Origin of the sequence: Clostridium sp. CAG:265, assembly GCF_000436575.1 — a bacterium.
Lineage (GTDB): Bacteria > Bacillota > Clostridia > Clostridiales > Clostridiaceae > Clostridium > Clostridium lentum.
In genome coordinates, this window is record NZ_FR886578.1 from 31,600 (window position 1) to 52,666 (window position 21,067).

General features: G+C 27.5%; 22 protein-coding genes. 11 read left to right on the top strand and 11 right to left on the bottom strand.

What is annotated here, in order from left to right:
- Both potA and Q5O29_RS00570 read right to left on the bottom strand, forming a co-directional pair.
- Nucleotides 1–1,044 carry a spermidine/putrescine ABC transporter ATP-binding protein gene (gene potA, locus Q5O29_RS00565; protein ID WP_022211081.1) on the bottom strand — a complete coding sequence of 348 codons (1,044 nt, stop codon included), beginning with the start codon at nucleotides 1,042–1,044 and terminating at the stop codon, nucleotides 1–3.
- Between the two features lie 58 nt (nucleotides 1,045–1,102).
- Nucleotides 1,103–1,642, bottom strand: a complete 540-nt coding sequence (locus Q5O29_RS00570; RefSeq protein WP_022211082.1) for a helix-turn-helix domain-containing protein — start codon at nucleotides 1,640–1,642, stop codon at nucleotides 1,103–1,105.
- A gap of 409 nt (nucleotides 1,643–2,051) precedes the next feature.
- Here Q5O29_RS00570 and pflA point away from each other — a divergent pair, with 409 nt between their 5' ends.
- The gene (gene pflA / locus Q5O29_RS00575; protein WP_022211083.1) at nucleotides 2,052–2,768 is read left to right on the top strand and encodes a pyruvate formate-lyase-activating protein; all 717 of its coding nucleotides are present in this window, start codon (nucleotides 2,052–2,054) and stop codon (nucleotides 2,766–2,768) included.
- An 86-nt stretch (nucleotides 2,769–2,854) separates the two neighbouring features.
- Here pflA and Q5O29_RS00580 read toward each other — a convergent pair whose 3' ends face one another.
- Nucleotides 2,855–3,487 (bottom strand): 3'-5' exonuclease, encoded by a 633-nt coding sequence (locus Q5O29_RS00580; protein ID WP_022211084.1) that lies wholly within the window; start codon nucleotides 3,485–3,487, stop codon nucleotides 2,855–2,857.
- 99 nt (nucleotides 3,488–3,586) lie between these two features.
- Complete coding sequence (gene rocF / locus Q5O29_RS00585) at nucleotides 3,587–4,486, bottom strand: arginase (RefSeq protein ID WP_022211085.1); 900 nt, start codon at nucleotides 4,484–4,486, stop codon at nucleotides 3,587–3,589.
- Nucleotides 4,487–4,860: 374 nt separating this feature from the next.
- On the opposite strand from rocF, the gene Q5O29_RS00590 reads away from it, so the two are divergent.
- From Q5O29_RS00590 to Q5O29_RS00605, 4 genes are all read left to right on the top strand, one after another.
- Nucleotides 4,861–6,159 (top strand): LCP family protein, encoded by a 1,299-nt coding sequence (locus Q5O29_RS00590; protein ID WP_370545590.1) that lies wholly within the window; start codon nucleotides 4,861–4,863, stop codon nucleotides 6,157–6,159.
- Between the two features lie 125 nt (nucleotides 6,160–6,284).
- Nucleotides 6,285–6,920: a site-2 protease family protein gene (locus Q5O29_RS00595; RefSeq protein ID WP_022211087.1), complete on the top strand. Its 636-nt coding sequence runs from the start codon at nucleotides 6,285–6,287 to the stop codon at nucleotides 6,918–6,920.
- Between the two features lie 71 nt (nucleotides 6,921–6,991).
- Nucleotides 6,992–8,368 (top strand): arginine--tRNA ligase, encoded by a 1,377-nt coding sequence (locus tag Q5O29_RS00600; RefSeq protein WP_022211088.1) that lies wholly within the window; start codon nucleotides 6,992–6,994, stop codon nucleotides 8,366–8,368.
- 46 nt (nucleotides 8,369–8,414) lie between these two features.
- Nucleotides 8,415–9,530 (top strand): AI-2E family transporter, encoded by a 1,116-nt coding sequence (locus Q5O29_RS00605; RefSeq protein WP_022211089.1) that lies wholly within the window; start codon nucleotides 8,415–8,417, stop codon nucleotides 9,528–9,530.
- A gap of 22 nt (nucleotides 9,531–9,552) precedes the next feature.
- Here Q5O29_RS00605 and feoB read toward each other — a convergent pair whose 3' ends face one another.
- Nucleotides 9,553–11,451, bottom strand: a complete 1,899-nt coding sequence (gene feoB, locus Q5O29_RS00610; protein ID WP_022211090.1) for a ferrous iron transport protein B — start codon at nucleotides 11,449–11,451, stop codon at nucleotides 9,553–9,555.
- 12 nt (nucleotides 11,452–11,463) lie between these two features.
- The gene (locus Q5O29_RS00615) at nucleotides 11,464–11,685 is read right to left on the bottom strand and encodes a FeoA family protein (protein WP_022166644.1); all 222 of its coding nucleotides are present in this window, start codon (nucleotides 11,683–11,685) and stop codon (nucleotides 11,464–11,466) included.
- A 206-nt stretch (nucleotides 11,686–11,891) separates the two neighbouring features.
- Here Q5O29_RS00615 and Q5O29_RS00620 point away from each other — a divergent pair, with 206 nt between their 5' ends.
- The gene (locus tag Q5O29_RS00620; RefSeq protein ID WP_022211091.1) at nucleotides 11,892–12,587 is read left to right on the top strand and encodes a ribonuclease H-like domain-containing protein; all 696 of its coding nucleotides are present in this window, start codon (nucleotides 11,892–11,894) and stop codon (nucleotides 12,585–12,587) included.
- A 46-nt stretch (nucleotides 12,588–12,633) separates the two neighbouring features.
- Here the strand turns inward: Q5O29_RS00620 and Q5O29_RS00625 are convergent, their stop codons facing one another.
- On the bottom strand, nucleotides 12,634–13,503 hold the full coding sequence (locus tag Q5O29_RS00625; RefSeq protein WP_022211092.1) for a ComEC/Rec2 family competence protein: 870 nt from the start codon (nucleotides 13,501–13,503) through the stop codon (nucleotides 12,634–12,636).
- A 115-nt stretch (nucleotides 13,504–13,618) separates the two neighbouring features.
- On the opposite strand from Q5O29_RS00625, the gene Q5O29_RS00630 reads away from it, so the two are divergent.
- Together Q5O29_RS00630 and Q5O29_RS00635 are read left to right on the top strand one after the other, a co-directional pair.
- The gene (locus Q5O29_RS00630) at nucleotides 13,619–14,335 is read left to right on the top strand and encodes a 1-acyl-sn-glycerol-3-phosphate acyltransferase (protein ID WP_022211093.1); all 717 of its coding nucleotides are present in this window, start codon (nucleotides 13,619–13,621) and stop codon (nucleotides 14,333–14,335) included.
- Nucleotides 14,336–14,698: 363 nt separating this feature from the next.
- The gene (locus Q5O29_RS00635) at nucleotides 14,699–16,447 is read left to right on the top strand and encodes a hypothetical protein (RefSeq protein ID WP_022211094.1); all 1,749 of its coding nucleotides are present in this window, start codon (nucleotides 14,699–14,701) and stop codon (nucleotides 16,445–16,447) included.
- A 38-nt stretch (nucleotides 16,448–16,485) separates the two neighbouring features.
- On the opposite strand, the gene Q5O29_RS12025 is transcribed toward Q5O29_RS00635, so the two are convergent.
- From Q5O29_RS12025 to Q5O29_RS00645, 3 genes are all read right to left on the bottom strand, one after another.
- Nucleotides 16,486–17,148, bottom strand: a complete 663-nt coding sequence (locus Q5O29_RS12025; protein WP_022211095.1) for a putative ABC transporter permease — start codon at nucleotides 17,146–17,148, stop codon at nucleotides 16,486–16,488.
- Nucleotides 17,149–17,239: 91 nt separating this feature from the next.
- Nucleotides 17,240–17,440 (bottom strand): DUF378 domain-containing protein, encoded by a 201-nt coding sequence (locus tag Q5O29_RS00640; RefSeq protein ID WP_022211096.1) that lies wholly within the window; start codon nucleotides 17,438–17,440, stop codon nucleotides 17,240–17,242.
- Between the two features lie 63 nt (nucleotides 17,441–17,503).
- The gene (locus Q5O29_RS00645; RefSeq protein WP_022166651.1) at nucleotides 17,504–17,971 is read right to left on the bottom strand and encodes an Lrp/AsnC ligand binding domain-containing protein; all 468 of its coding nucleotides are present in this window, start codon (nucleotides 17,969–17,971) and stop codon (nucleotides 17,504–17,506) included.
- Between the two features lie 203 nt (nucleotides 17,972–18,174).
- On the opposite strand from Q5O29_RS00645, the gene Q5O29_RS00650 reads away from it, so the two are divergent.
- The gene (locus Q5O29_RS00650) at nucleotides 18,175–18,522 is read left to right on the top strand and encodes a hypothetical protein (protein WP_022211097.1); all 348 of its coding nucleotides are present in this window, start codon (nucleotides 18,175–18,177) and stop codon (nucleotides 18,520–18,522) included.
- Between the two features lie 24 nt (nucleotides 18,523–18,546).
- On the opposite strand, the gene Q5O29_RS00655 is transcribed toward Q5O29_RS00650, so the two are convergent.
- On the bottom strand, nucleotides 18,547–19,590 hold the full coding sequence (locus tag Q5O29_RS00655; RefSeq protein ID WP_022211098.1) for a CehA/McbA family metallohydrolase: 1,044 nt from the start codon (nucleotides 19,588–19,590) through the stop codon (nucleotides 18,547–18,549).
- A gap of 121 nt (nucleotides 19,591–19,711) precedes the next feature.
- Here Q5O29_RS00655 and Q5O29_RS00660 point away from each other — a divergent pair, with 121 nt between their 5' ends.
- Both Q5O29_RS00660 and Q5O29_RS00665 read left to right on the top strand, forming a co-directional pair.
- Nucleotides 19,712–20,212, top strand: coding sequence for a gamma carbonic anhydrase family protein (locus Q5O29_RS00660; protein ID WP_022211099.1), 501 nt, complete (start codon nucleotides 19,712–19,714; stop codon nucleotides 20,210–20,212).
- Nucleotides 20,213–20,225: 13 nt separating this feature from the next.
- The gene (locus Q5O29_RS00665) at nucleotides 20,226–21,059 is read left to right on the top strand and encodes a S1 RNA-binding domain-containing protein (protein ID WP_022211100.1); all 834 of its coding nucleotides are present in this window, start codon (nucleotides 20,226–20,228) and stop codon (nucleotides 21,057–21,059) included.
- The last annotated feature ends 8 nt before the right edge of the window (nucleotides 21,060–21,067 follow it).

Below are 21,067 nucleotides of genomic sequence, written 5' to 3' on the forward strand. Positions count from 1 at the left end.
TTACATCATTACCTTTCTCATGATATGAATAGACTCTGGAGAAATATTTAATCCCACCATAGCTCCGATTTCTGCATTTTTTATATTATGTACAATCCACTTATGTTCATTTTCAATTACTTCTATCTCATAATGAACGCCTTTAAATTTAACGGAATTTACTTTACCAGTAATCATTCCTTTTTCAGGTGAGATAATTTCTATATCTTCAGGTCTTATTACAACGTCCACTACTTCATTGGAATTAAATCCTTTATCAACACATGTGAATACATGATTACAGAATTCAACTTTTAAATCTTCAAGCATTATTCCATCAACTATATTACTTTCACCAATAAAATCAGCAACAAAAGCATTGGCAGGTTCGTTATAAATATCTTCTGGAGAGCCCATTTGTTGAATTATTCCCTTATTCATAACAACAATAGTATCTGACATTGTCAGTGCTTCTTCTTGATCATGAGTAACAAAGATAAATGTTATTCCAAGTCTTTGTTGAATTCTTTTAAGCTCACTTTGCATTTCTTTTCTAAGTTTTAAATCTAAAGCACCAAGAGGTTCATCAAGTAGTAGTACCTTAGGTTCATTAACTAAAGCTCTAGCAATAGCAACTCTTTGTTGTTGTCCACCACTTAGAGAATCTATAGATCTTTTCTCAAAACCTTCAAGAGCAACAAGCTTTAGCATTTCACTAACTTTTTTATCTATTTCATTTTTTGATACTTTCTTAATTTTTAATCCAAAAGCTATATTTTCATATACATTCATATGAGGAAATAGGGCATATTTTTGGAATACAGTATTTAATTGTCTCTTATATGGAGGTAAAGCTGAAATGTCTTCATCGTTAAATAAAACTTTACCGATGTCGCTATTTTCGAAGCCTGCTAATATTTTTAGAGTTGTTGTTTTACCACAGCCACTTGGACCTAATAAAGTAAGAAATTCATTTTTCCTTATATTAAGAGATAAGTTATTTAAAACAGTATTATCACCGTATGTTTTAGACACATTTTTTATCTCAATTATATTTTGACTCAATATAAACACCTCTTTCTGTATATTAAAAATTATAATTTATTACTAATATTTATATTAATTAAAATGATGGAGGAGTACTAATCCAAATAACTTTCGCTACAGTTTTTCCATTGTTTGAAATATAGTGGTTGGCCTTAGGTTTAAAATAGAAGCTTTGGCCTTTTTTTATCTTATGCTTAGTATCACCAAGATGTAGCGTTATATTACCAGAAAGTACAAATCCAAATTCTTCTCCTTCATGAGGATCTTCTTCTAGATATTGTCCTCCAGGTTGTAATGTAATCATAATTGGTTCCATCATGTTTTTCTGTGCATTAGGCACAAGCCACATAAGGGAATACTTTAATTCCTCATTTTCTGTTTCAAACATATCTTCATAAGTATATGTAATTTTTTCAGCTCTATCATCGCTAAAAAACTCTTTTAAATTTGTACCAAGTATCTCTAATATATCTATTAAGGTTGCAATAGAAGGAGATGTTAAATCATTTTCAAGCTGTGAAATGAATCCTTTAGATAATTCACATCTATTGGCAAGCTCTTCCTGAGTGAGACCTTTTTCAATACGCATTCTTTTGATTTTATCACCGATTTTCAAACTATTCACCTCCCAGGATAAATTTTAATTTGTAGAACTATTACTAAACTGAGGGTTTAAAATTACTAAACAAACAAAGCATATTATATATATATTAGTAAAAAAAATCAATATTTTTAAGGAAAAAAATGCTTTGAAATGCCAATCCTTTTTATTTTATAACATATATTGTTAAAAATATTAAATAAAGTATTAGAGAAAATAAAAGAACATTTAGTTTTATAAGATTAATAAAAAGATCAACAATTAGAATTTAGTAGCAGAACATTCCATGAATTAATGTAATGTGATATTATATATTTGTGGATTGTAATATCAGATTAATAATAAAGTAATTTATTGTTAGCAGGTTATGGTTTGTTAGCAATATTTATAATTCATATTAGTATGACTTGTGGGAGGATGGCAGATGATTAAAGGAAAAATTCATTCAGTGGAAAGTATGGGGCTAGTAGATGGGCCTGGTATCAGAGTTGTAGTATTTATGCAAGGTTGTACACTAAGGTGTCTTTATTGTCATAACCCAGATACTTGGACTTTAGATGGAAATAAAGATGCGTTAGATTTTACACCTGAAGAATTAGTAAATAAGATATCTAGATTTAGAAGTTACTTCGAGAAATCAGGTGGTGGAGTTACTTTTTCAGGAGGAGATCCATTAAAGCAACCTGAATTCCTTAAGGAAACATTAAAGCTATGTAAGGAAGCAGGAATCCATACTACTTTAGATACTTCAGGAGTAGGATTTGGAGATTATGAAGAAATATTAAAATATACTGATTTAGTTTTATATGATGTGAAGCATTTAACTAGAGAAGGTTATAAGGATATGACTGGAATAGAAATAGATGAAACACAAAAGTTCTTAGAAGCATGTAAGAAGATGGGTACTAAAATGTGGATAAGACAAGTAGTAGTTCCAGGAAAAACTGATAGTGAAGAATACATAAGAGAGCTAGGAAAGTTTATTAAGACACTGGATAATGTTGAAAAGGTTGAATTGCTTCCATATCACTTACTTGGTGTAAATAAGTATGAGACTTTAGGTATTAAGTATAGACTTGAAGGATTAGAAGCGATGGATAAAGAAGCTTGTAAGGCACTTTATAAATTCTTAGAATTATAAAAATAGATTTATTTTTACTATGTTTAAGTATTAATAAAGGATTTAAATATTAGTTAAAGAAATAGCATCCCATTAATATTAGGATGCTATTTCTTTAATTGTTCTGAGAAAAAGCCAGGTTTGATATATTTTTGCTTTATACCTTCTATAACTAATAAATAAGTAGCAGCAGTATCAAATCTTGCATCATGGTAGTTTCCACTTCCTTGGAATAGTTCATTAGCTTTGGTAGCTATTTTATCTTGAGATATGTTTAAGAAATCAATAACTTCTGAAAGTTTAGGATTCTTAATGCCATTCCCTCTTGGAGCAGGAATATTGCAAATGTTTTTATAATATGTCATAGTACAAAATGAGTTTTTAGGTTCCCATGTCTCATCAATCATACCCACTTCATAAAGAGAGTTTAGTTCATGTTTTAAGAATTTAATATCAAATTGAACATTGTGTCCAATAACAAAATCAGCATCAAAGAAGTCTTTCATAAAATCTTGTAGTTGATCTAAAAATTCCATTCCTTCAGAAAGCTCATATAATTTTTCAAGAGAAAATCCGTGAACTTCTTCAGCACCTGGATCCATTTCATCTACAGTAAAAAAGAAGTTTTTGCCAATAGTTCTTTGAGGTTTAGTAGTTGTATCTACTGTAATATAACTTAACTGACATATATGGCCAGGTTTTACGCTTGTGGTTTCAGTATCAAAAAAAAGTAATTTCATTTTTTCCTCCAAATGTATTTAATTATGATTTTATAATATCATAATGTGCTTTAATTAACAAATTACTTATTATTAAAAAAACTCCATAAATATGGAGTTTCAATGAAGTTCTTGAGACATTAAGTTAATAAGCTGTATACAGGTTTCTTTAGTTTTGTTATCTTTATCCAAGGTAGGGTTATATTCAACAAAATCAATACATTTTACATGGCTTGTACCAAATATTCCATGAAGAAGTATTTGGCTTTCTTCAAATGTTAATCCATTATTTACTGGGGTTCCAGTACCAGGAACATAAGAAGGATCTAGGCAGTCAATGTCATAAGAAAGATGTATATTAGTTAAATGGTTGTTATTGATTTTTCTTAGTAATTCTTCAATGGTGGCTTCAGCTCCTTTATTTTTAATATCTTCAATTGTCCACATATTTATTTCTAAATTATTTATTAATTTAATTTCGCCACTATCTAAATCTCTACAGCCTAATAAAAAAATATTTTTTGGATTTACTTTTTTTTTATTAAATAGAATAGATGTTAGAGATTTATATCCAAGGCCTATGGAAGCTGCTAAAGGCATTCCATGAATATTACCACTAGGTGAGGTTTCGTGAGTATTTAAATCGCCATGGGCATCTATCCATATTACAGCCAAATCATCATTAAAGTATTTACTAGTGCCTGCTAAAGAACCTAAAGCAAGTGAATGATCTCCACCTAAGATAAAAGGTATAGTACCATTATTAAGAGCAAGATATACTAGTTCAGCTAAAGAGGTGTTACATTCAATAACTTCATTTAAATATTTCATTTTAGGATTAATCAAAAATTTTTTCTTAGCATCTAGGAAAGGTACGCTTATATCGCCTAAATCAATAACATTATGTTTTTTTGCAAATATATCTATAACATTATTTTCTCTAAGTATTTTTGGTCCTTGCTCAACACCGGGTTTATCACAGCCATAAAAAAGAGGCATACCAATAATGCTTATATTCATAGAAAGACCTCCAATCATAATTACCTTATTAATGATATATTACATTAATAAAGTTAAGTAGATGTAATAATTTATAATAGATTATTAATATTTTGTCCTAAAACAATAAAAAAATGATAGTATATATTAAGGTATAAAGGAATATTATGTTTTAAAAAGTAAAAAATACACAAAATATGATAAATTTAAAAGTGGCAATTTTACAAAATACCATATTATATACAAAGATAATATGAATTTACTTAAAATATATTATATTATTATTGTAATATATTTTAGATTAGTTATATAATATTATAAGAAAAGGAGGCGGAAAAATGAGCAGAAAGAAAAAGAACTGGTCAACGACAAAAAAGGTAGTCTTATCTTTAGTAATGGTTTTAGTTATTTTAATAGGAACTGTATTAGGATTTTATAAGCATATAAAAAATAAAATTTATGTAAAAAAAGAACCATCAATTTCTAACAATGATTCAGAATTCAAAGAAGTTGAAGGAATTACAAATGTTTTATTAATAGGAGTAGATGCAAGAGATTTAGATGAACCTTGTAGATCAGACTCTATGATAATTGCAACATTGGATAATAATAATAAAAAAGTTAAATTAACATCGTTATTTAGAGATACTTTAGTAGATATACCAGGACATGGAGAAGCTAAACTTAATGCAGCATATATGCTTGGTGGGCCAGAGCTTTTAATGAAAACTGTTAAGGAAACATATAATGTAAGTATAGATAAATATATAATAATTAATTTTTGGGGATTTGAAACTATTGTTGATTACATAGGTGGAATAGAGGTTGATGTAAAAGATTATCAATTAGAAGAGCTTAATAAATATATAGGTGAATCAACTGGTGGAAATGATTGTCCTGTTGAAAAGGCTGGTATACAGACTTTAAATGGTAAACAAGCTTTATCGTATGCGAGAATTAGATATAACGTTGGGGATGAATATGAGAGAACTGACCGTCAAAGAGAAGTAATATTTAAAGTGATAGAAAAATTACAAAATACCAAGCCAAGTAAATATTTGGGAATAATGAATACTATGCTTGAATATATCAAGACAAATATTGATCCGTTGGAAGCTTTAAATATGGCATATACAATATATAAGCTCCCAAGTCTTGATGTGGAACAATTACAAATCCCATTAGTTGCTTTATCTGAAACAAGAAACTATAAGGAGTTAGGTTCTGTATTCTTGATGGATAGACTACAAAATGCAAGTATATTATATAACTTTATATATGAAAATAAATATCCAAATGAAGAAGAATTTAATTATGATTCATTAAAAACAGAACTTCAAAAATATGCAAATCAAGAATCAGTTTATAATAAAATGTACGATATAAATCCAAATGATTATATTGAAGCACAAGATGGTGAAGTCAAAAGAGGTAATAATTATATGGAAGCACCGCAAGAACCAAATTATGTACCGAATGAACCAATTTCTGCACCTGAAGAAGAAGCAGGTGATAATAGTGGACAAGTTCCACCAAATGAAGATTCTGGAGAAAATATACCAAGTACACCTGTCCCAGAAGTACCTAAAGAACCATCTGAAGGAACTGGAGATAGTAATTCTGGAACTGAAGAAACTGAAACTCCAAGTGAAGGAGTGCAGCAAGGGATAAATGATAATTTAAATGGAAATTAAATTTAAAAGAACTGCAATGTTGCGGTTCTTTTAAATATGTAAAATTATAAACTTATTATTAAATTTATATTATTTGAAAAAATTATGATATAATAATAAGCAAATTATGCAAAAGAGGTGAAAAGATGAGAAATTTTGATTTATTTAATTTGATTATATCTGTACCAGCAGTATTAATTGCTTTTACAGTACAGGGATATGCTAAAGCTTTTGTAGCTGATAAGTTAGGTGATAAGACACCTAGATTTCAAGGAAGATTGACTTTAAATCCAATAGCCCATATTGACATTGTAGGGTTTATCATGATTTTGTTATTTCGTTTTGGGTGGACAAAGCCTCTAGAAACAAATCCAAGGGCTTACAAAAGAGGATATAAAGATGCAATAAAAGTATCTATTGCTGCACCTATAGGAAATTTAATTGCAGCATTTATTGGAATGTTTATATATGTATTCTTAATAAGATTCATGGGAACGGTGTTAAGTGGTGCAGCTGGAACTGTAATATTAAGCATGGTTTATGCTGTTGTAAGTGTAAATGTAAGTTTATTTGTATTTAATTTACTACCGCTTCCAGGATTGGCTGGATTTGAGATATTTAGAGATTTAGCACCTAAACATTTTTATAAAATGGCAGATAAGATATATGAATATCAATTTTTAATCTTAATGTTTGTAGTTTTTGTGGGATCAAGCATTCTTTACTATCCTGTTAGTTTTATAATTAATTTATTTTATAGTATTGTGAGAATTATACTTTAAAAGAAGTGGCTTTGCCACTTCTTTTGTCTTATAATTAATTTTTAAATATAGATATGTTTAGGGAGAAGTTTATGGATGAGATAAATATTATAGTAGGCATTATTGAAAAAGAATTTGATGTTAATAGAGACATAATAAAAAAATCTATACGAAGAAATACTTCAAAAGAGTATGGAGATTACAGTGTGCTGTGCTATATGTTAAAAAAGAATTTTAAAGAAAGTCCTTTAATTATTGCAAAAAAAATATCATATATTTTAAAGGAAAATGGAATAGAAAGCTTTGAAGTAATAGGGCCTTATGTAAATTTATATATAAAAAAAGATAGGATGTTAGAAAGTTTTTTTTCGCAATTTAAGGTTGAGGATAAAAGTATACATAGCAATGAAAAAATATTGATTATAAATAAAATGAAAAGTTTATCTATAGTAACAGAATTAAATGATCTATATAAATTAATAATAAATAAATTTATTGAAGGGCTATATAGAGAGCAGGGGTATAATTGTGAATTATATAATCCAATCCATAGGGAGAAAAAATTATTTAGTACTAATTATATTTTAGAAAATATTAGAAATAAAGGATTAATAAAGAAATTTAATCATGAAGAAATAGTAGAGCTTAAAGAATTTAATCTTCCACCTTTAATAATTAGAGATAAAGATTATAATTTGACCATAGAAGATTTAGCTTATCCGTTACATAGAGCATATGATAAAAATACTACTAAGATAATAATAATTAGAAATAAATATGAAAATACCAGATACAATCAAATATATTCTATTATGAAAAAGGTAGATTATGAAATAGCAGAAAAGCTAGAAAGTGTATCCTTAGGATTTATTAAATTAAATGAAAATATAAAAAAATATATAAGGAATGAAAATCATATTATAAAATTATTATTAAAGAGGTCTAGAGAAGAAGTGGTTCTTGCTTTGGATAAAAATGAAATAAATATTAAAGAAGTAGATATTGAGAGGATAGTTATTGAAAATTTGATTTTTAAATTTTTTAAAAAAGATATAGGTAGTGATGTTATTTTTGATTACTATGAATCATTTAGCATTAAAGATAATAGCTATTTAAAAATTAAAATTATGGAATGTTATCTTAATGAAAAGTTTAATAATATGCAAGGAAAAGAGTCAGCTATAAATTATGATTATTACCACTTAAAAGATAAATTAGAGTTAATAAATTTAATAGAGGAGTATATACAAGCTATTAAAACTAGTAGAAAGAATTATAGTAGTGCACAAATAATAAAATTAATAGATAGAGTTGCAGAGCAAATATCAATAATACGTGAAGAAAAAATAGATGATGAAAAGATTTATTTATTAATAGCGATTTGTAATGTTACAAAAAAGGCTTTTAAGTTGCTAGGGGTCAGCAATGATATGTTAATAAATAAGATACAAAAGTTAACTGTATCTTAATAAATTTTTTGGTATAATCAAATTATGTAATAAAGGAGTGAAATGATTGTTTTTAAAAGATAATAAATATAAAGATGTAATAATAGCTGCTTTGATAACATTTACATTTTGCATAATTATTTATAAAGCATTTGATATATTAGGTCCAGGAATAACTTATTTTTTTAAGGAGTTTGTATCATTATCAATGCCTTTTGTTTATGGAATTGTAATTGCGTATATTTTAAGTCCTGTTGTTAGGATTTTTGAAAGAAGATTAAAGTTAAGTAATGGAATTTCTATTGCACTAACATATGCAGTATTTTTAGGAATAATATTTGTTTTATGTATTTATGGTATACCATCTTTAATTGATTCCATAAAGGATATAGCTTCTAATGCAGATAGTTATATGGAGTCAGTACGAAGTTTTATTGATAAAATAACAAATAATCCTATGTTAAAGGATTTTGCAAGCACTACTGGAGTTGTAGCAAATTTGGAAACATATATTAGTAAGGTTGGCACAATAGCTGTTAATTTATTAGAAAGCTCATTAAGTGGAATATTTAGTGTATCTTCCCAAATAGTAAAAGTTATTTTAGGATTTATAGTATCCATATATGTTTTAATAGATAAAAATCGTTTAATTGCAGCAAGTAAGAAATTTTTAGAACTTTTTATTAAAAAAGAAAAAACGGAAAAAATTATTGAATTTATGAAAATTTATAATGATATGATAGGAGCCTATATAGGTATAAAGGCTTTAGATTCATTGATAATAGGCATAATGGCATTTATATTACTATCTATCGTTAATTCTGAATATGCTGTACTTTTATCAATTATTGTAGGATGTACTAATATGATTCCTTACTTTGGTCCTTTTGTGGGAGAAATAGTGGGATTTTTAATTAATTTATTTGTTTCACCTATAAAAGCAGTTATAGTGTTTGTGGTGCTATTTTCTTTACAGATGTTTGATGGATGGTATCTAGATCCTAAATTAGTAGGTAATAAAGTTGGTGTAAGACCTTTTTGGATTATATATGCTGTGGTTATTGGTGGAGGATTCTTTGGAGTGGCAGGAATGCTTTTAGGCTCACCTACAGCAGCAGTAATAAATATTTATTATAAAAGAATAGTTGGAAAAAAACTATCTAAGAAAAAAGCAGAAAAATAGAAGGCAGAAATTAATCTGCCTTCTATTTTTCTAATTTAATATTACAACTATCACAAGAACCTTTGCAGTTTTTGCATGAATTATTTTTTGAAGATCTATATAATATAAAGATAGCTGAAATTAATAATAAAGCTGTTATAAATATTTCAATATAAGATTTATTGTAAATAATTAGTGATCCTATATTATATACAGCAAATGATGCTATCCATGCTAATAATACTTGATATATAACAGAAAAAGCACACATTTTATTGCCAAATTCTTTTTTCATAGTTCCAATAACTGAAATACATGGTGTATATAAAAGTACAAAAACCATAAATGAAAATGCTGAAAGTGCCGTAAAGTGTAGCGGAAGCACAGCATATAAATCTCCAGAGAAGATTACTGACATTGACGCTACAACAGATTCTTTAGCTAATAGTCCTGTTAATAATGAAACAGAAGATTGCCAGTTTCCAAAACCAAGAGGTTTGAATATAGGTGCAATAAAGCTACCTATTGAAGCTAATATACTGTCATTTACATCACATAATCCATGGATATTAAAGTTTGATAAAAACCATAATACTATGCTCATAGCAAATATCAGTGTACCTGCTTTAGTTAAAAAGCTTTTAGTTTTTTCTAATAATTGATTAGAAAGATTTTTAAATGATGGTGCTTTATATTCAGGTAATTCTATTAAAAATGGCTCTTCATCATTTTTAAATATAGTCTTATTAAATATAAGACCTATTACAAAGGCCATTATTATACCTAAGAAATATAATGAAGCAACTACTATTCCAATATGTTTTGGGAAAAATACTAAAGCAAAAATACTGTAAACAGGAAGTCTTGCATTACAACTCATTAAAGGAACAAGCAATGCTGTTAACTTTCTATCTTTTTCACTTTCCAATGTTCTTGCATTCATTATAGCTGGTACAGAACAGCCAAATCCCATGATCATAGGAATAAATGCTTTGCCAGATAAACCAATTTTTCTCATAATCTTGTCCATTAAGAAAGCTACTCTAGCCATATATCCACTATCTTCAAGGATTGTTATGCATGTAAAAAGAGAAAGTATTATAGGTAGTAATACTATTATTCCTCCTACACCAGCAATAATACCATCTAGAATTAATGATTGAAACCATGGGTTAAAACTAGAAATAGAATTTGCTACAAAAGGAGTGAAATAATCATCAACTAATACTCCTAATAAATCTGAAAGAGGTTGTCCAATCCAAGAAAATGTTACTTGGAACATCAATGCTAAAATCATAAAGAATATAGGATAAGCAAGCCATGGGTTAAGAAGTAGGCTATCTAGCTTATCATTTCTTTTAGAAGTCTTTGGTTTGATGTTTTTTTGAGACTTTGACAAAATTGTCTCTATGTATTTATAGGTTTCTTTTTCAGATGAAAAACTATTTATTTTATTTGTACATTTTAAAGCCTCTAAATTTTTCAAAGTAGCTTTGATTTCACTAATACCTAAGCCCTTAGAAGCTTGAATTGCTACTATAGTAACATCTAATAGAGAAGATAGTATATTGAAATCAATAAAAATACCTTTCTTTTCAGCTACATCAATCATATTTACTGCTAATACTATTGGTTTATTAAATTGTTTTAACTGAGTTGTAAGGTATAGATTTCTATCTATGTTGGATGCATCTACAATATTTAATATTATATCTACATCTTCATTTAGTAAAAAGTTCTTAGATACAATTTCTTCGTTAGAATAAGTATCCATAGCGTATATACCAGGCAAGTCCACAATTTTGATATCATCAAAAAATCCTTCCTTTTTATCAATGGTTACACCAGACCAATTTCCCACTTTTTGATTAGAACCTGTTAACAAGTTAAATAAAGTGGTCTTACCAACATTAGGATTACCAAGTAATGCAACAGTTTTCATATAATTCACCGCCTATTTAATTAAAAAAATATTCTTTGCATCTTTTTTTCTTATGGCTAAATCAAAGCCACGTATATTTATTACCAAGGGGTCACCAAGAGGAGCAACGCGTTTTAGTTCTACTTCCGTACCTTCTACTAATCCTAAAGCAGAAAGTCTTTTTGCTAACTTTAAGTCTCCTTTAATGCTATGAATTTTACCTTTTTCCCCTAATTTCAAATCACATAAACTCATAAAATCACCTCGAATTGAAAATCATTATCGTCTGATTAGTTATGTCAATATAATATCAAAATCTTTATAAAAGGTCAATGAGGTGTACTTGTTATCTAAAAATTACATATATCTATAACAAAATAATTTTGTATGATATAATATATTCTATAAGTGTAGAATTAGTTTATACAGGCGATAAAATTATGTAGAGAAAGAGTGATATTGTGATTATTCGAGAAAATGTCATTGAAGTTGAAGGCTATGATGGGATTGATATGCTAGAAATTGATGGGGAAAAGTGTAAGCCAGAGGAATTGATATTTTTTGATTTAGAACATTATGTATATAAAAAACCTAAATGTATAGGTGTTTTTGGTGCTTGTATATATAATAATATAGACAAAAAGCTTTATGTTACCCAATATATGATTGAAAATAAAAGTGAAGTAGTAGATATATTAGTTTTAGCAAAGAAGTATTTTATAAAAATGAAGGAAATGAGAAAGAAGTCTATTGTGACCTTTTCTGGAAATAATGATTATACTGTTATTAATTATTTATTCAAGAAATACAATATAAATTTTAATATTGAAGGGGAATTTAAATCTATCGATATTCAAAAGGAATATGAGAAAAATAAAAAGACTTCTATAGGGCTTAAGAACTTAGAAAAGATTTTTGAGATATTTAGAGAAGGCGAAGTAATAAGTGGATCAAATTTAGCTAAAACTTTTCATAAAGTTTTAAAAGATGATGAATATATTGAAAGAATGCCTAAAGAAAAAATTGATACTATCTTGCTATATAATGAGCAAGATGTAGTAAACTTATTTAAAATTCTTACTCTATGGGGAAGATATATGAAAGAAGAATTTTTAAGTGATGATGAGCAAAAAGAAGATGAAGAGGAAAGTCAATAAAAAAAATGAAAGATAGATTCTTTTTAAGAATAAATCTTTCATTTTTTTATTGATAAGATATGGAAAAAGATGAACCATCAGATTTTATAATTATGCTTCCTAAGAGGTCTGTTCTGTAAATTTTTATATGATGATTTTTTAAGAGATTTAATGTTGAATAAGCAGGATGACCATACTTATTCTTAGAGCCCACAGATATAATAGCGACTTTAGGATTTACTGAGTTTAAAAAAACTTCAGAGGTAGAGGAACTTGAACCGTGATGACCAATTTTTAGTATATCAGATTTGAGATTTATTTTATTATCAGTTAAAAATTTTTCATTTTCTAATTCTGCATCACCGGTAAATAAAAATGAAATATTTTTATATGTAAATTTTATTATTGGTGAATAAAGATTTAATTCATCATTTATATTTATATTTGGTAAAGTGTAAAATGTAATAGAGGTTCCTGTTCCTAAATTAATAGAGTTAGAACCTGTAGATATAACGGAAATTTTTAAATTTTTATCGTTTAAAGCAGTAACCATATTTTCAAAGGTTATGGTTGAAGCAGTTGCTTTAGGTGCAAGAAATTTACCAATATGGTATTTGCGTATTAGGGCATCCATGTTTCCTATATGATCCTCGTGAGGGTGAGTGGCTATTACGTAGTCAAGCTTAAAAATATCTAGTTTATCTAGATAGTTCAGCAAATCATTTCTAGCGGTAGATGGTCCGGAATCTATTAGTAAATTATAATCATTAACGTTAATAAGGATACAGTCACCTTGCCCTACATCGATAAAATGAACTGAAAGGTAATTGCTATTTGAATTAGTTTTATTATATAATGAGGTGAATTGCTGAGAACACAGTAAGGTAAGAATTAATATTAAAATGGTAGTAAAAGTTTTAAAGTGCGTCTTCTTCATAATTCACCTCCATGGTTAAGAGTTTTGACATGAATATGAAATAATATTCGCTAAAAAATAAAAAAAAGTTAGACTTATAGTTATATATTACAAAGTAAGGAGAATTAAAAGTAATATGTTTTTTAAAGGAATAATGTACATAATATATATGATTGTAGTAAGAATTAAAGGAATTAAATATTCTTATTTAAAAAGATATAAGGGAGATGAAACAGCAGAAAAGTTTGTAGAAGATATAACCATGAAATGGTCTGATTACACAATTAAAACCATAGGAATAGAAATTGAAGTTGAAGGAAAAGAAAATATTCCTACAGAACATTGTGTATTTATAAGTAATCATACAAGTATATTGGATATTCCAATACTTTTTAGAACTATTGGAAAGCCTTTAGGGTTTATAGCGAAAAAAGAAATGTTAAAGGTACCTGTACTGGGATATTGGTTAGAAAAGGCTCATTGTGTTCCATTAGATAGAAGCAATGCCAGAGAGGCTGTTAAATCTATTAGCGAAGGTGTAAAAAATATAAAAGAAGGGTTTTCTATGGTTATCTTCCCAGAGGGTACTAGAGGTAAAATGGGACAGGTAGGTGAATTTAAAAGAGGGAGTCTTAAATTAGCCACAAGAGCTGAGGCATTAATAGTTCCTGTAACTATTGAAGGAGCTAGCAAAGGGTTTGAAGATGAAAGAAGATTTAAACCTTGTAAAGTGAGGGTTGTATTTGGTAAAGCTATAGATACTTCAATGCTATCTAAAGATGAATTAGTTAATTTAGCTGCAAATATTAGGAGTGAAATAGTTTTGAATATAAAAGATTATGGATCAAATTGAAATATTAACTCAATTTGATCCATTGTTTTATCAAAAATTCTTTTTATTATGCAATAATATTAAATTAAAAATTGCAAAAAAAATAGTTAAATATTTCATTACTATATAATATTTAGTTTTACATCACAAAAATACAAAAATTTAGTGAAAATAATAAGTAAAAAATTAAAATAAATTAAAAAAATACATATAAAATATTAAAAATATAAAAAAATATACGTAAAAAATTAAGTGAAAATAAAAGTGGATTAAAATAGTGAATAAAAATATTTTATTTATTGCAAAATAGTGATATAATGTAGGAGAGAGACAAGTATATTTGTGGTACAAATTGGTGTAAAAGTATAAATGGAGGGGACAAAAATGAAAAAAGAATTTTCTATTAGTAATGATAAAGTTTTATTGAATTTTTCAGCAAAATATTGTACTAATTTTGAGTCTGTTTTAGATAGTGAAGGATTTAGAAGGGTTTTAGATGTATATTTAAAAAAATCAGAAAAAAATGTTACGCTTTCATATAGATTTTTAACTGATTCTTTAGGAAGTAAGGATAGACATTTTATAAAAAGAGAACTACTTAAATTATTTAAATGGCTTACCATAATGGATGCAAATGAAATAATAGAAATTGAAAGTAATTACAGAGCTATATTTGAAGATAATCAAGAGTTTATTAAGGTAATAGAAGATTTATATTTATTTTGGAGAAGATTAGAAAGATATACAATTATTCATACAGATAAAGTAAGACAAGGTATTGCAGCAATGAATTTTACTGAAGCTAACTCTGAATTTGCTAAGCTTATTTTAAGATTATATAGAAGAATAGAAGAAAATATTTTAGGAGTCTCTCCTAAAGTATTTAGACAGATACCAGCAGGAGGTAACTGCAGTCTTATGATTAACTCTCTTTTATGGCCAGTACCTAATTGTTATGAAATATTAGAGGATATAAGTTTTATAGATTCTATATTATTAGAAGCTCCATTCATAACATATCCAAAGAAAAATACAAGAAATGGTATATTTAAAGAAATAAAATATAATCCATTAGAATACGCACATATAACTAAAGAGCATTGGTTCTGTTATCCTGCTAAAGTTGGAGAACTTTTGGCTTATGTGTATTTCCATAGAGATTTTATGGAGCACGGAGTTACTCTTTGTAATCTTTTTGAAATGGCAAAAGTAGAAGAATGTAGAGGTAGAAAACCAGATATGATATATGTCTTTGGGGCAACTGATGAGGATGAAGAATTAAAAACAGTATTTTATGATGACAAAGATAATAATATAATGCTTGGTTATGTAAATTATTCAGATGAAATAGATTATTTTGGTTATATGAAAAAGATGCTATTAACACTGCATAATTTAATAATGATAAAAAGAGGATATCTACCAATACATGGTGCCATGGTAAATATTGAAATGAAGAATGGTAAGCATGCTAATGTTGTAATAATGGGAGATAGTGGTGCAGGTAAATCAGAAAGCTTAGAAGCATTAAGAGCACTTGGTGAAAATCAAATAAGTGGTATGATAACTATCTTTGATGACATGGGTATATTTAAGGAGAAAGATGGCAATATTTATGGTTATGGAACAGAAATAGGTGCTTTTGTAAGATTAGATGATTTAGATCAAGGATATGCATTTAAAGAATTAGATAGAAGTATATTTATGAACCCAGATAAAATTAATGCAAGGCTTGTTATGCCAGTAGCTCCATATAGTGAAATAATAAAAGGATATAAAGTAGACTTATTCCTATATGCTAATAATTATACTGAAGTAAAAGAAAATGAAAAGCATATAGATTACTTTGAAAATGTTGAAGCAGCAATTAAGGTGTTTAAATCCGGTGCAAGAATGGCAAAGGGAACAACCACAGAAAAAGGCTTAGTTGAAAGTTATTTTGCTAATCCATTTGGACCAGTGCAAAAACAAAAGGAAACAGATATATTAATTGATAAATACTTTGAGACATTATATAGTGCTGGTGTTAAAGTTGGGCAAATTAAAACTTGTTTAGGAGTAAGGGGACAAGAAAAAAATGGTCCTAAAGATGCAGCATTAGAACTATTTGATATTATTAAATCTATTAAATAAAACATAAGATATTGGCTTTTTCAGCCAATATCTTATGTTCATATTTTATTAAATGAAATTAATAATTGCAAATAAAGATTGTCTTTTATTAGTTCTTTATAAAAATTATATTGATGTATGTTGAGAGAAACTAAACAACTGGAAAACCAATAAATATTCTGCAAAGGTATTCTTACAAATGTTAATTTATATGAGCTCATAATAAGATCACCAATGAAATAAAATAAAATCAAAAAGCAAATGGAACCTAGTTTATTAGATGGTAGCAAAGATATAAGAAAAGAAAGTGCTGGATTTAATATTTTAATAAGTATAAGGGAGCTAATACCCCAAATCAGAGAAAAGTAGAGACATATATATCCTTTTATATTTAAAGGATAAGAAGTGTAATTCCAGTATCGTGTATGAAAGAAAGTATCTAAAGCCCAACCAGTAATAAGCTCTAGTGCAGAAGTGAGTAAAATTGAAAAAATAAAAAGTGAGCAGAGATTATTTTTAAATTTATGAAGTAGTAAGTAAATTATAAGGAAGCCGAATCCATAAATAGTACAAAAAGGACCAGTTAAGAATCCTCTGTTAACAAAGTGATGATGAATTGAATAGGCATATAAGACTTCACATGTCCAACCTAAGAAAGAATAAAGAGTAAATAAAATAATCATCTTGTAAAGATTTGAATTTATGGATTTATAAATTTTCATTAATTATCAATCCTTTTAAATTTATATCAATCATAAAAAACATAAAAAAGTCCTACATATTGGTAAGACTTTTTCATCATTAGTTCTATAATTAATCAATTACCTTACTTTTTGCAAAGAAAGAAATTGCATATAAGCCACTTATTCCAACAAGGGCATATATAATTCTACTGAACATTGTCATTGAGCCAAATAATGCTGCCACTAAATCGAATCTAAAGAAGCCTATTAAGCCCCAGTTTACTGCACCTATTATTACTAAAAGTAAAGCTATAGTATCTAATACTTTCATAAAAACAACTCCTTTATATTTGTTTATATATATTTTTTACATAAAGAAGTGTTTTTATGTATTCTAAATTGTAATGTTTCTATCGATTGGTTGATTTAGTGAAATAATAGTATCAGTTCTTTGTATACCGTGGATTACATTTATTTTATTTAAAAGAATATCTTGTAAATCAGAGATATTTTTACATATAACCTTAGCAAACACAGTATAATCTCCAGTTGTTAAATGAAGCTCAACAACTTCGTTGATTTTAGACATTTCATTAACAACTTCTGTATAAGAAGAAGTCTTATCAATATAAATTCCTACAAAACAACATACATCATAACCAAGTTTAGGAAGATTTAAAAGAATTCTACTTCCTTTAATTATGTTTAATTCCTCCATTTTTTTCATTCTTACATGAATAGTACCACCACTAACATGACACATTCTGGCAATTTCCAAGTATGGAGTTCTACAGTCTTTGATTAATATATCTAAAATTTGAAGATCTAAGTCATCAAGTTGATAGTTTTGATTTAAACCCATTATAACACCCCTTTTAGTAATTTAATAATATCTTTAGTACATTTTATCAAAATATATATAAAAAATGAAGTGAAAAATAAAATCTTTTAATAGTGAGCTGTATATTTAACAATTTATCAAAAAATGGAATATAAAATTATGTTGAAAATATATTCATTTCCTTATAATATATAAGTATATTGTTATGAAGGGAGTATATAATGATGAATTTTTTAAAATGGATATTATATTTTATATTATTATTTGCTTTGACTTTGGGAGTGTCATTTTTAGGGAGAAAATATGTTTTTTCAAAAGTTAGAATCAATAAATTTATTCCATTAGCAATTGCAATTATATTATTAGTTGTACAAATGTTCTTACCAAGCATAGTTAGTTGGGGAAGTAATATTATTGTTGTAGTTACAATGACTATACTAACAGTTACTTTTTTCATGTGGTTCTTAGAGATACAAGCTACTGGAGGACCTAAGAAAAAAGAAAAAGAAATAGTTATTAGACCTAAGGCTAAGCCTAATAGAGTTAAGCATTTAAATAAAGATGCAAAATAATTATATTTAATATTGGACTGCTGATTAATTTTCAGTAGTCCAATTTTTATTTTTAATTAGTGAATCTTCAATAAATATAGGAGAGCTTAAGGCTATTTTATTGTTTTCTTGCATCACTCTAATTACATACCATGTTTCATTTTTTTCATGAATATGCTCGTAAAAATAGCGGATATAGTTTAAGTTAATATTTTCAATACTCTTTATTATAGTACCTTTATTGGAGATGATTTGTATATGCAGTATTCTATATTTTACATCCTCTACAAAAATACTAAACTTTAATTTATTGGAAGTAATAAATAAGGTATCACCCATGAATGTGTTATTTAAAAGGAAGTGGAATTTTAAAAATTTAGATTCTGTTGAATAGGTACGGTGATTTCTAAATGCATCAATCAAGGAGTTTCTGGATAATTCATTACCTATATAGGCAGTTAGGTATTCTGAATCAGCAAAGTTTATGCGGTGGTTGTCTTGACCATTTATAGCACTGAGCTTCCACCCTCTATCTAGTAAAGCAAAGTAATATTTATCATGCCTAGTGTATTTAGAAGCAGGATTTCCGTTACAAACTTCAATGGAAGTTATAAGCTTATTTAAAATAGCATTATACTGAAGATTAAGTATGTTTTTATGAGGATGATTTATTGATATAAATGAGTTGTTATTATTTAGCATCCATAAGGTTAGTAAGCGGATATCAGATACAGTACCTGTAAAAAAAGAATTTGGATTTATTATATTTAAATCACCATAAACACTTTTACATTCAAAACCTAGAATAGGAATAAAGTTGGAGGAGTTTTTATAAGCTTTAGTAGTAATTATGGTACTTAATTCCCATTTGCTCATAAGGTCATCTTTATATTTTGTTTTAGTAATTAAAAAGGCATTATGGTCAGTTAAGAATAAGAAATCCAATCCGCATTTAATAGCTGCAGTATATATCTCAAGAGGATTTCCTTTTCCAGTTGAATAACTGCAATGGCAATGAGGAATACCATAATAGTATTTAATCTTATTTCGATCAAAAGTGATATTATTTCGATGCCTGCTTTTGCTCAAAAACTTTCCTCACAAAAAGTTATTTATTCTATATATAGTATTCTAGTTATTAAAATAATGACAATAATAACAAAGAGTGATAAAATAAAGTGATAATTTTATCCAAGAGGTGACTGGGAGTATGAAATTGCAGTTTAATGGTGTAGCCCCTAGTATAAATGAAAATGCATATGTATCGGAATCAGTAGATATTATAGGTGATGTTAAAGTTGAAGAAAACGTAAGCATTTGGTTTGGTGCCAGGTTAAGAGCTGATATGAACAAGATAGTAATAGGAGCAAATAGTAATATTCAAGAAAATGCTGTAGTGCATGTTGATATAGAAAGTCCTGTAATTATAGGTGAAAATGTTACTATAGGACATAGTGCTATTATTCATGGGTGCAATATAAGTAATAATGTTTTAGTTGGAATGGGTAGTATAATATTAAATAATGCTAAAATCTCAAAAAATTCAATTGTTGGAGCTGGTGCATTAGTAACTCAAGGTAAAGAGTTTGAAGAAGGGGTACTTATATTAGGTAATCCTGCAAAGGCTGTTAGGAAGTTATCAGAAGAAGAAATTAAAAGCATTAAGAGGTCAGCAGACAATTATGTTGCTTTAAGTAAAAAATATAAGTAATTAGGAGGTCTACATGTTAAGAATAGGCGAGTATAATAAAATGAAAGTTGATAGAGAAAAAGACTTTGGATTTTATTTAAGAGAATTAGATGGAAGAGCTGAAGTACTACTTCCAAAATCATTACTAGAAGGAAATAAAGTAAGTGTTGGTGATGAAGTAGAAGTATTTATATATAGAGATTCAAAGGATAGAGCTTTAGCTACATTTAAAAAGCCTTTAGCAAAGGCTTTTGACGTTGCGTATTTAAAAGTTGTACAACAAAGTGAATTTGGTGCATTCATAGATTTCGGTTTAGATAGGGATATTTTTGTTCCTCTAAAAGAGCAAAGATATAAATTACATACTGGTAAGAAATATTTATTCTATATTTATGTAGATAAGACAGATAGATTAGCAGCAACAACTGAAGTTGAAAATTACATAGAAATTGGTGAAGGATATAAAGTAGGTGACGAAGTTACTGCAATGGTATATTCAAAAACACCAGCTGGAACTTTAAATGTTGCCATAGATGGAAAATATAAGGGGTTAGTATTACCAAATGAATACTATTTCGAAGTTCATCCAGGTCAAGAAATGAAATTAAGAGTTAAAAGAGTATATGAAGATGGCGTAATTGGTTTAACACCTAGAAAGACAAGATTAAATGAAAGAGATGCCCTTCAAGAAAAAATTGTTAAATATATGAAAAAAAATGGAGGGTTTATGACTTTCAATGATAAATCAAGCCCTGAAGATATAAAAATAACTTTTGGAACAAGTAAAAATTACTTTAAAATGGCTTTAGGTGGGTTAATGAAAAAAGGATTAATAGCACAAGATGCAGAGGGATGTAGATTATTATAGTTTATGAA

What these genes read in the sequence shown, in the direction of transcription:
- Q5O29_RS00640 (WP_022211096.1), bottom strand. Translation starts at nt 17,440, where the DNA reads ATGAAAGTATTAGATACTATAGCTTTACTTTTAGTAATAATAGGTGCA.
- rocF (WP_022211085.1), bottom strand. Translation starts at nt 4,486, where the DNA reads ATGAATATAAGCATTATTGGTATGCCTCTTTTTTATGGCTGTGATAAA.
- Q5O29_RS00665 (WP_022211100.1), top strand. Translation starts at nt 20,226, where the DNA reads ATGTTAAGAATAGGCGAGTATAATAAAATGAAAGTTGATAGAGAAAAA.
- Q5O29_RS00625 (WP_022211092.1), bottom strand. Translation starts at nt 13,503, where the DNA reads ATGAAGAAGACGCACTTTAAAACTTTTACTACCATTTTAATATTAATT.
- feoB (WP_022211090.1), bottom strand. Translation starts at nt 11,451, where the DNA reads ATGAAAACTGTTGCATTACTTGGTAATCCTAATGTTGGTAAGACCACT.
- Q5O29_RS00660 (WP_022211099.1), top strand. Translation starts at nt 19,712, where the DNA reads ATGAAATTGCAGTTTAATGGTGTAGCCCCTAGTATAAATGAAAATGCA.
- Q5O29_RS00635 (WP_022211094.1), top strand. Translation starts at nt 14,699, where the DNA reads ATGAAAAAAGAATTTTCTATTAGTAATGATAAAGTTTTATTGAATTTT.
- Q5O29_RS00590 (WP_370545590.1), top strand. Translation starts at nt 4,861, where the DNA reads ATGGTTTTAGTTATTTTAATAGGAACTGTATTAGGATTTTATAAGCAT.
- Q5O29_RS00645 (WP_022166651.1), bottom strand. Translation starts at nt 17,971, where the DNA reads ATGGGTTTAAATCAAAACTATCAACTTGATGACTTAGATCTTCAAATT.
- Q5O29_RS00580 (WP_022211084.1), bottom strand. Translation starts at nt 3,487, where the DNA reads ATGAAATTACTTTTTTTTGATACTGAAACCACAAGCGTAAAACCTGGC.
- Q5O29_RS00615 (WP_022166644.1), bottom strand. Translation starts at nt 11,685, where the DNA reads ATGAGTTTATGTGATTTGAAATTAGGGGAAAAAGGTAAAATTCATAGC.
- Q5O29_RS12025 (WP_022211095.1), bottom strand. Translation starts at nt 17,148, where the DNA reads ATGAAAATTTATAAATCCATAAATTCAAATCTTTACAAGATGATTATT.
- Q5O29_RS00600 (WP_022211088.1), top strand. Translation starts at nt 6,992, where the DNA reads ATGGATGAGATAAATATTATAGTAGGCATTATTGAAAAAGAATTTGAT.
- Q5O29_RS00595 (WP_022211087.1), top strand. Translation starts at nt 6,285, where the DNA reads ATGAGAAATTTTGATTTATTTAATTTGATTATATCTGTACCAGCAGTA.
- Q5O29_RS00650 (WP_022211097.1), top strand. Translation starts at nt 18,175, where the DNA reads ATGAATTTTTTAAAATGGATATTATATTTTATATTATTATTTGCTTTG.
- pflA (WP_022211083.1), top strand. Translation starts at nt 2,052, where the DNA reads ATGATTAAAGGAAAAATTCATTCAGTGGAAAGTATGGGGCTAGTAGAT.
- Q5O29_RS00630 (WP_022211093.1), top strand. Translation starts at nt 13,619, where the DNA reads ATGTTTTTTAAAGGAATAATGTACATAATATATATGATTGTAGTAAGA.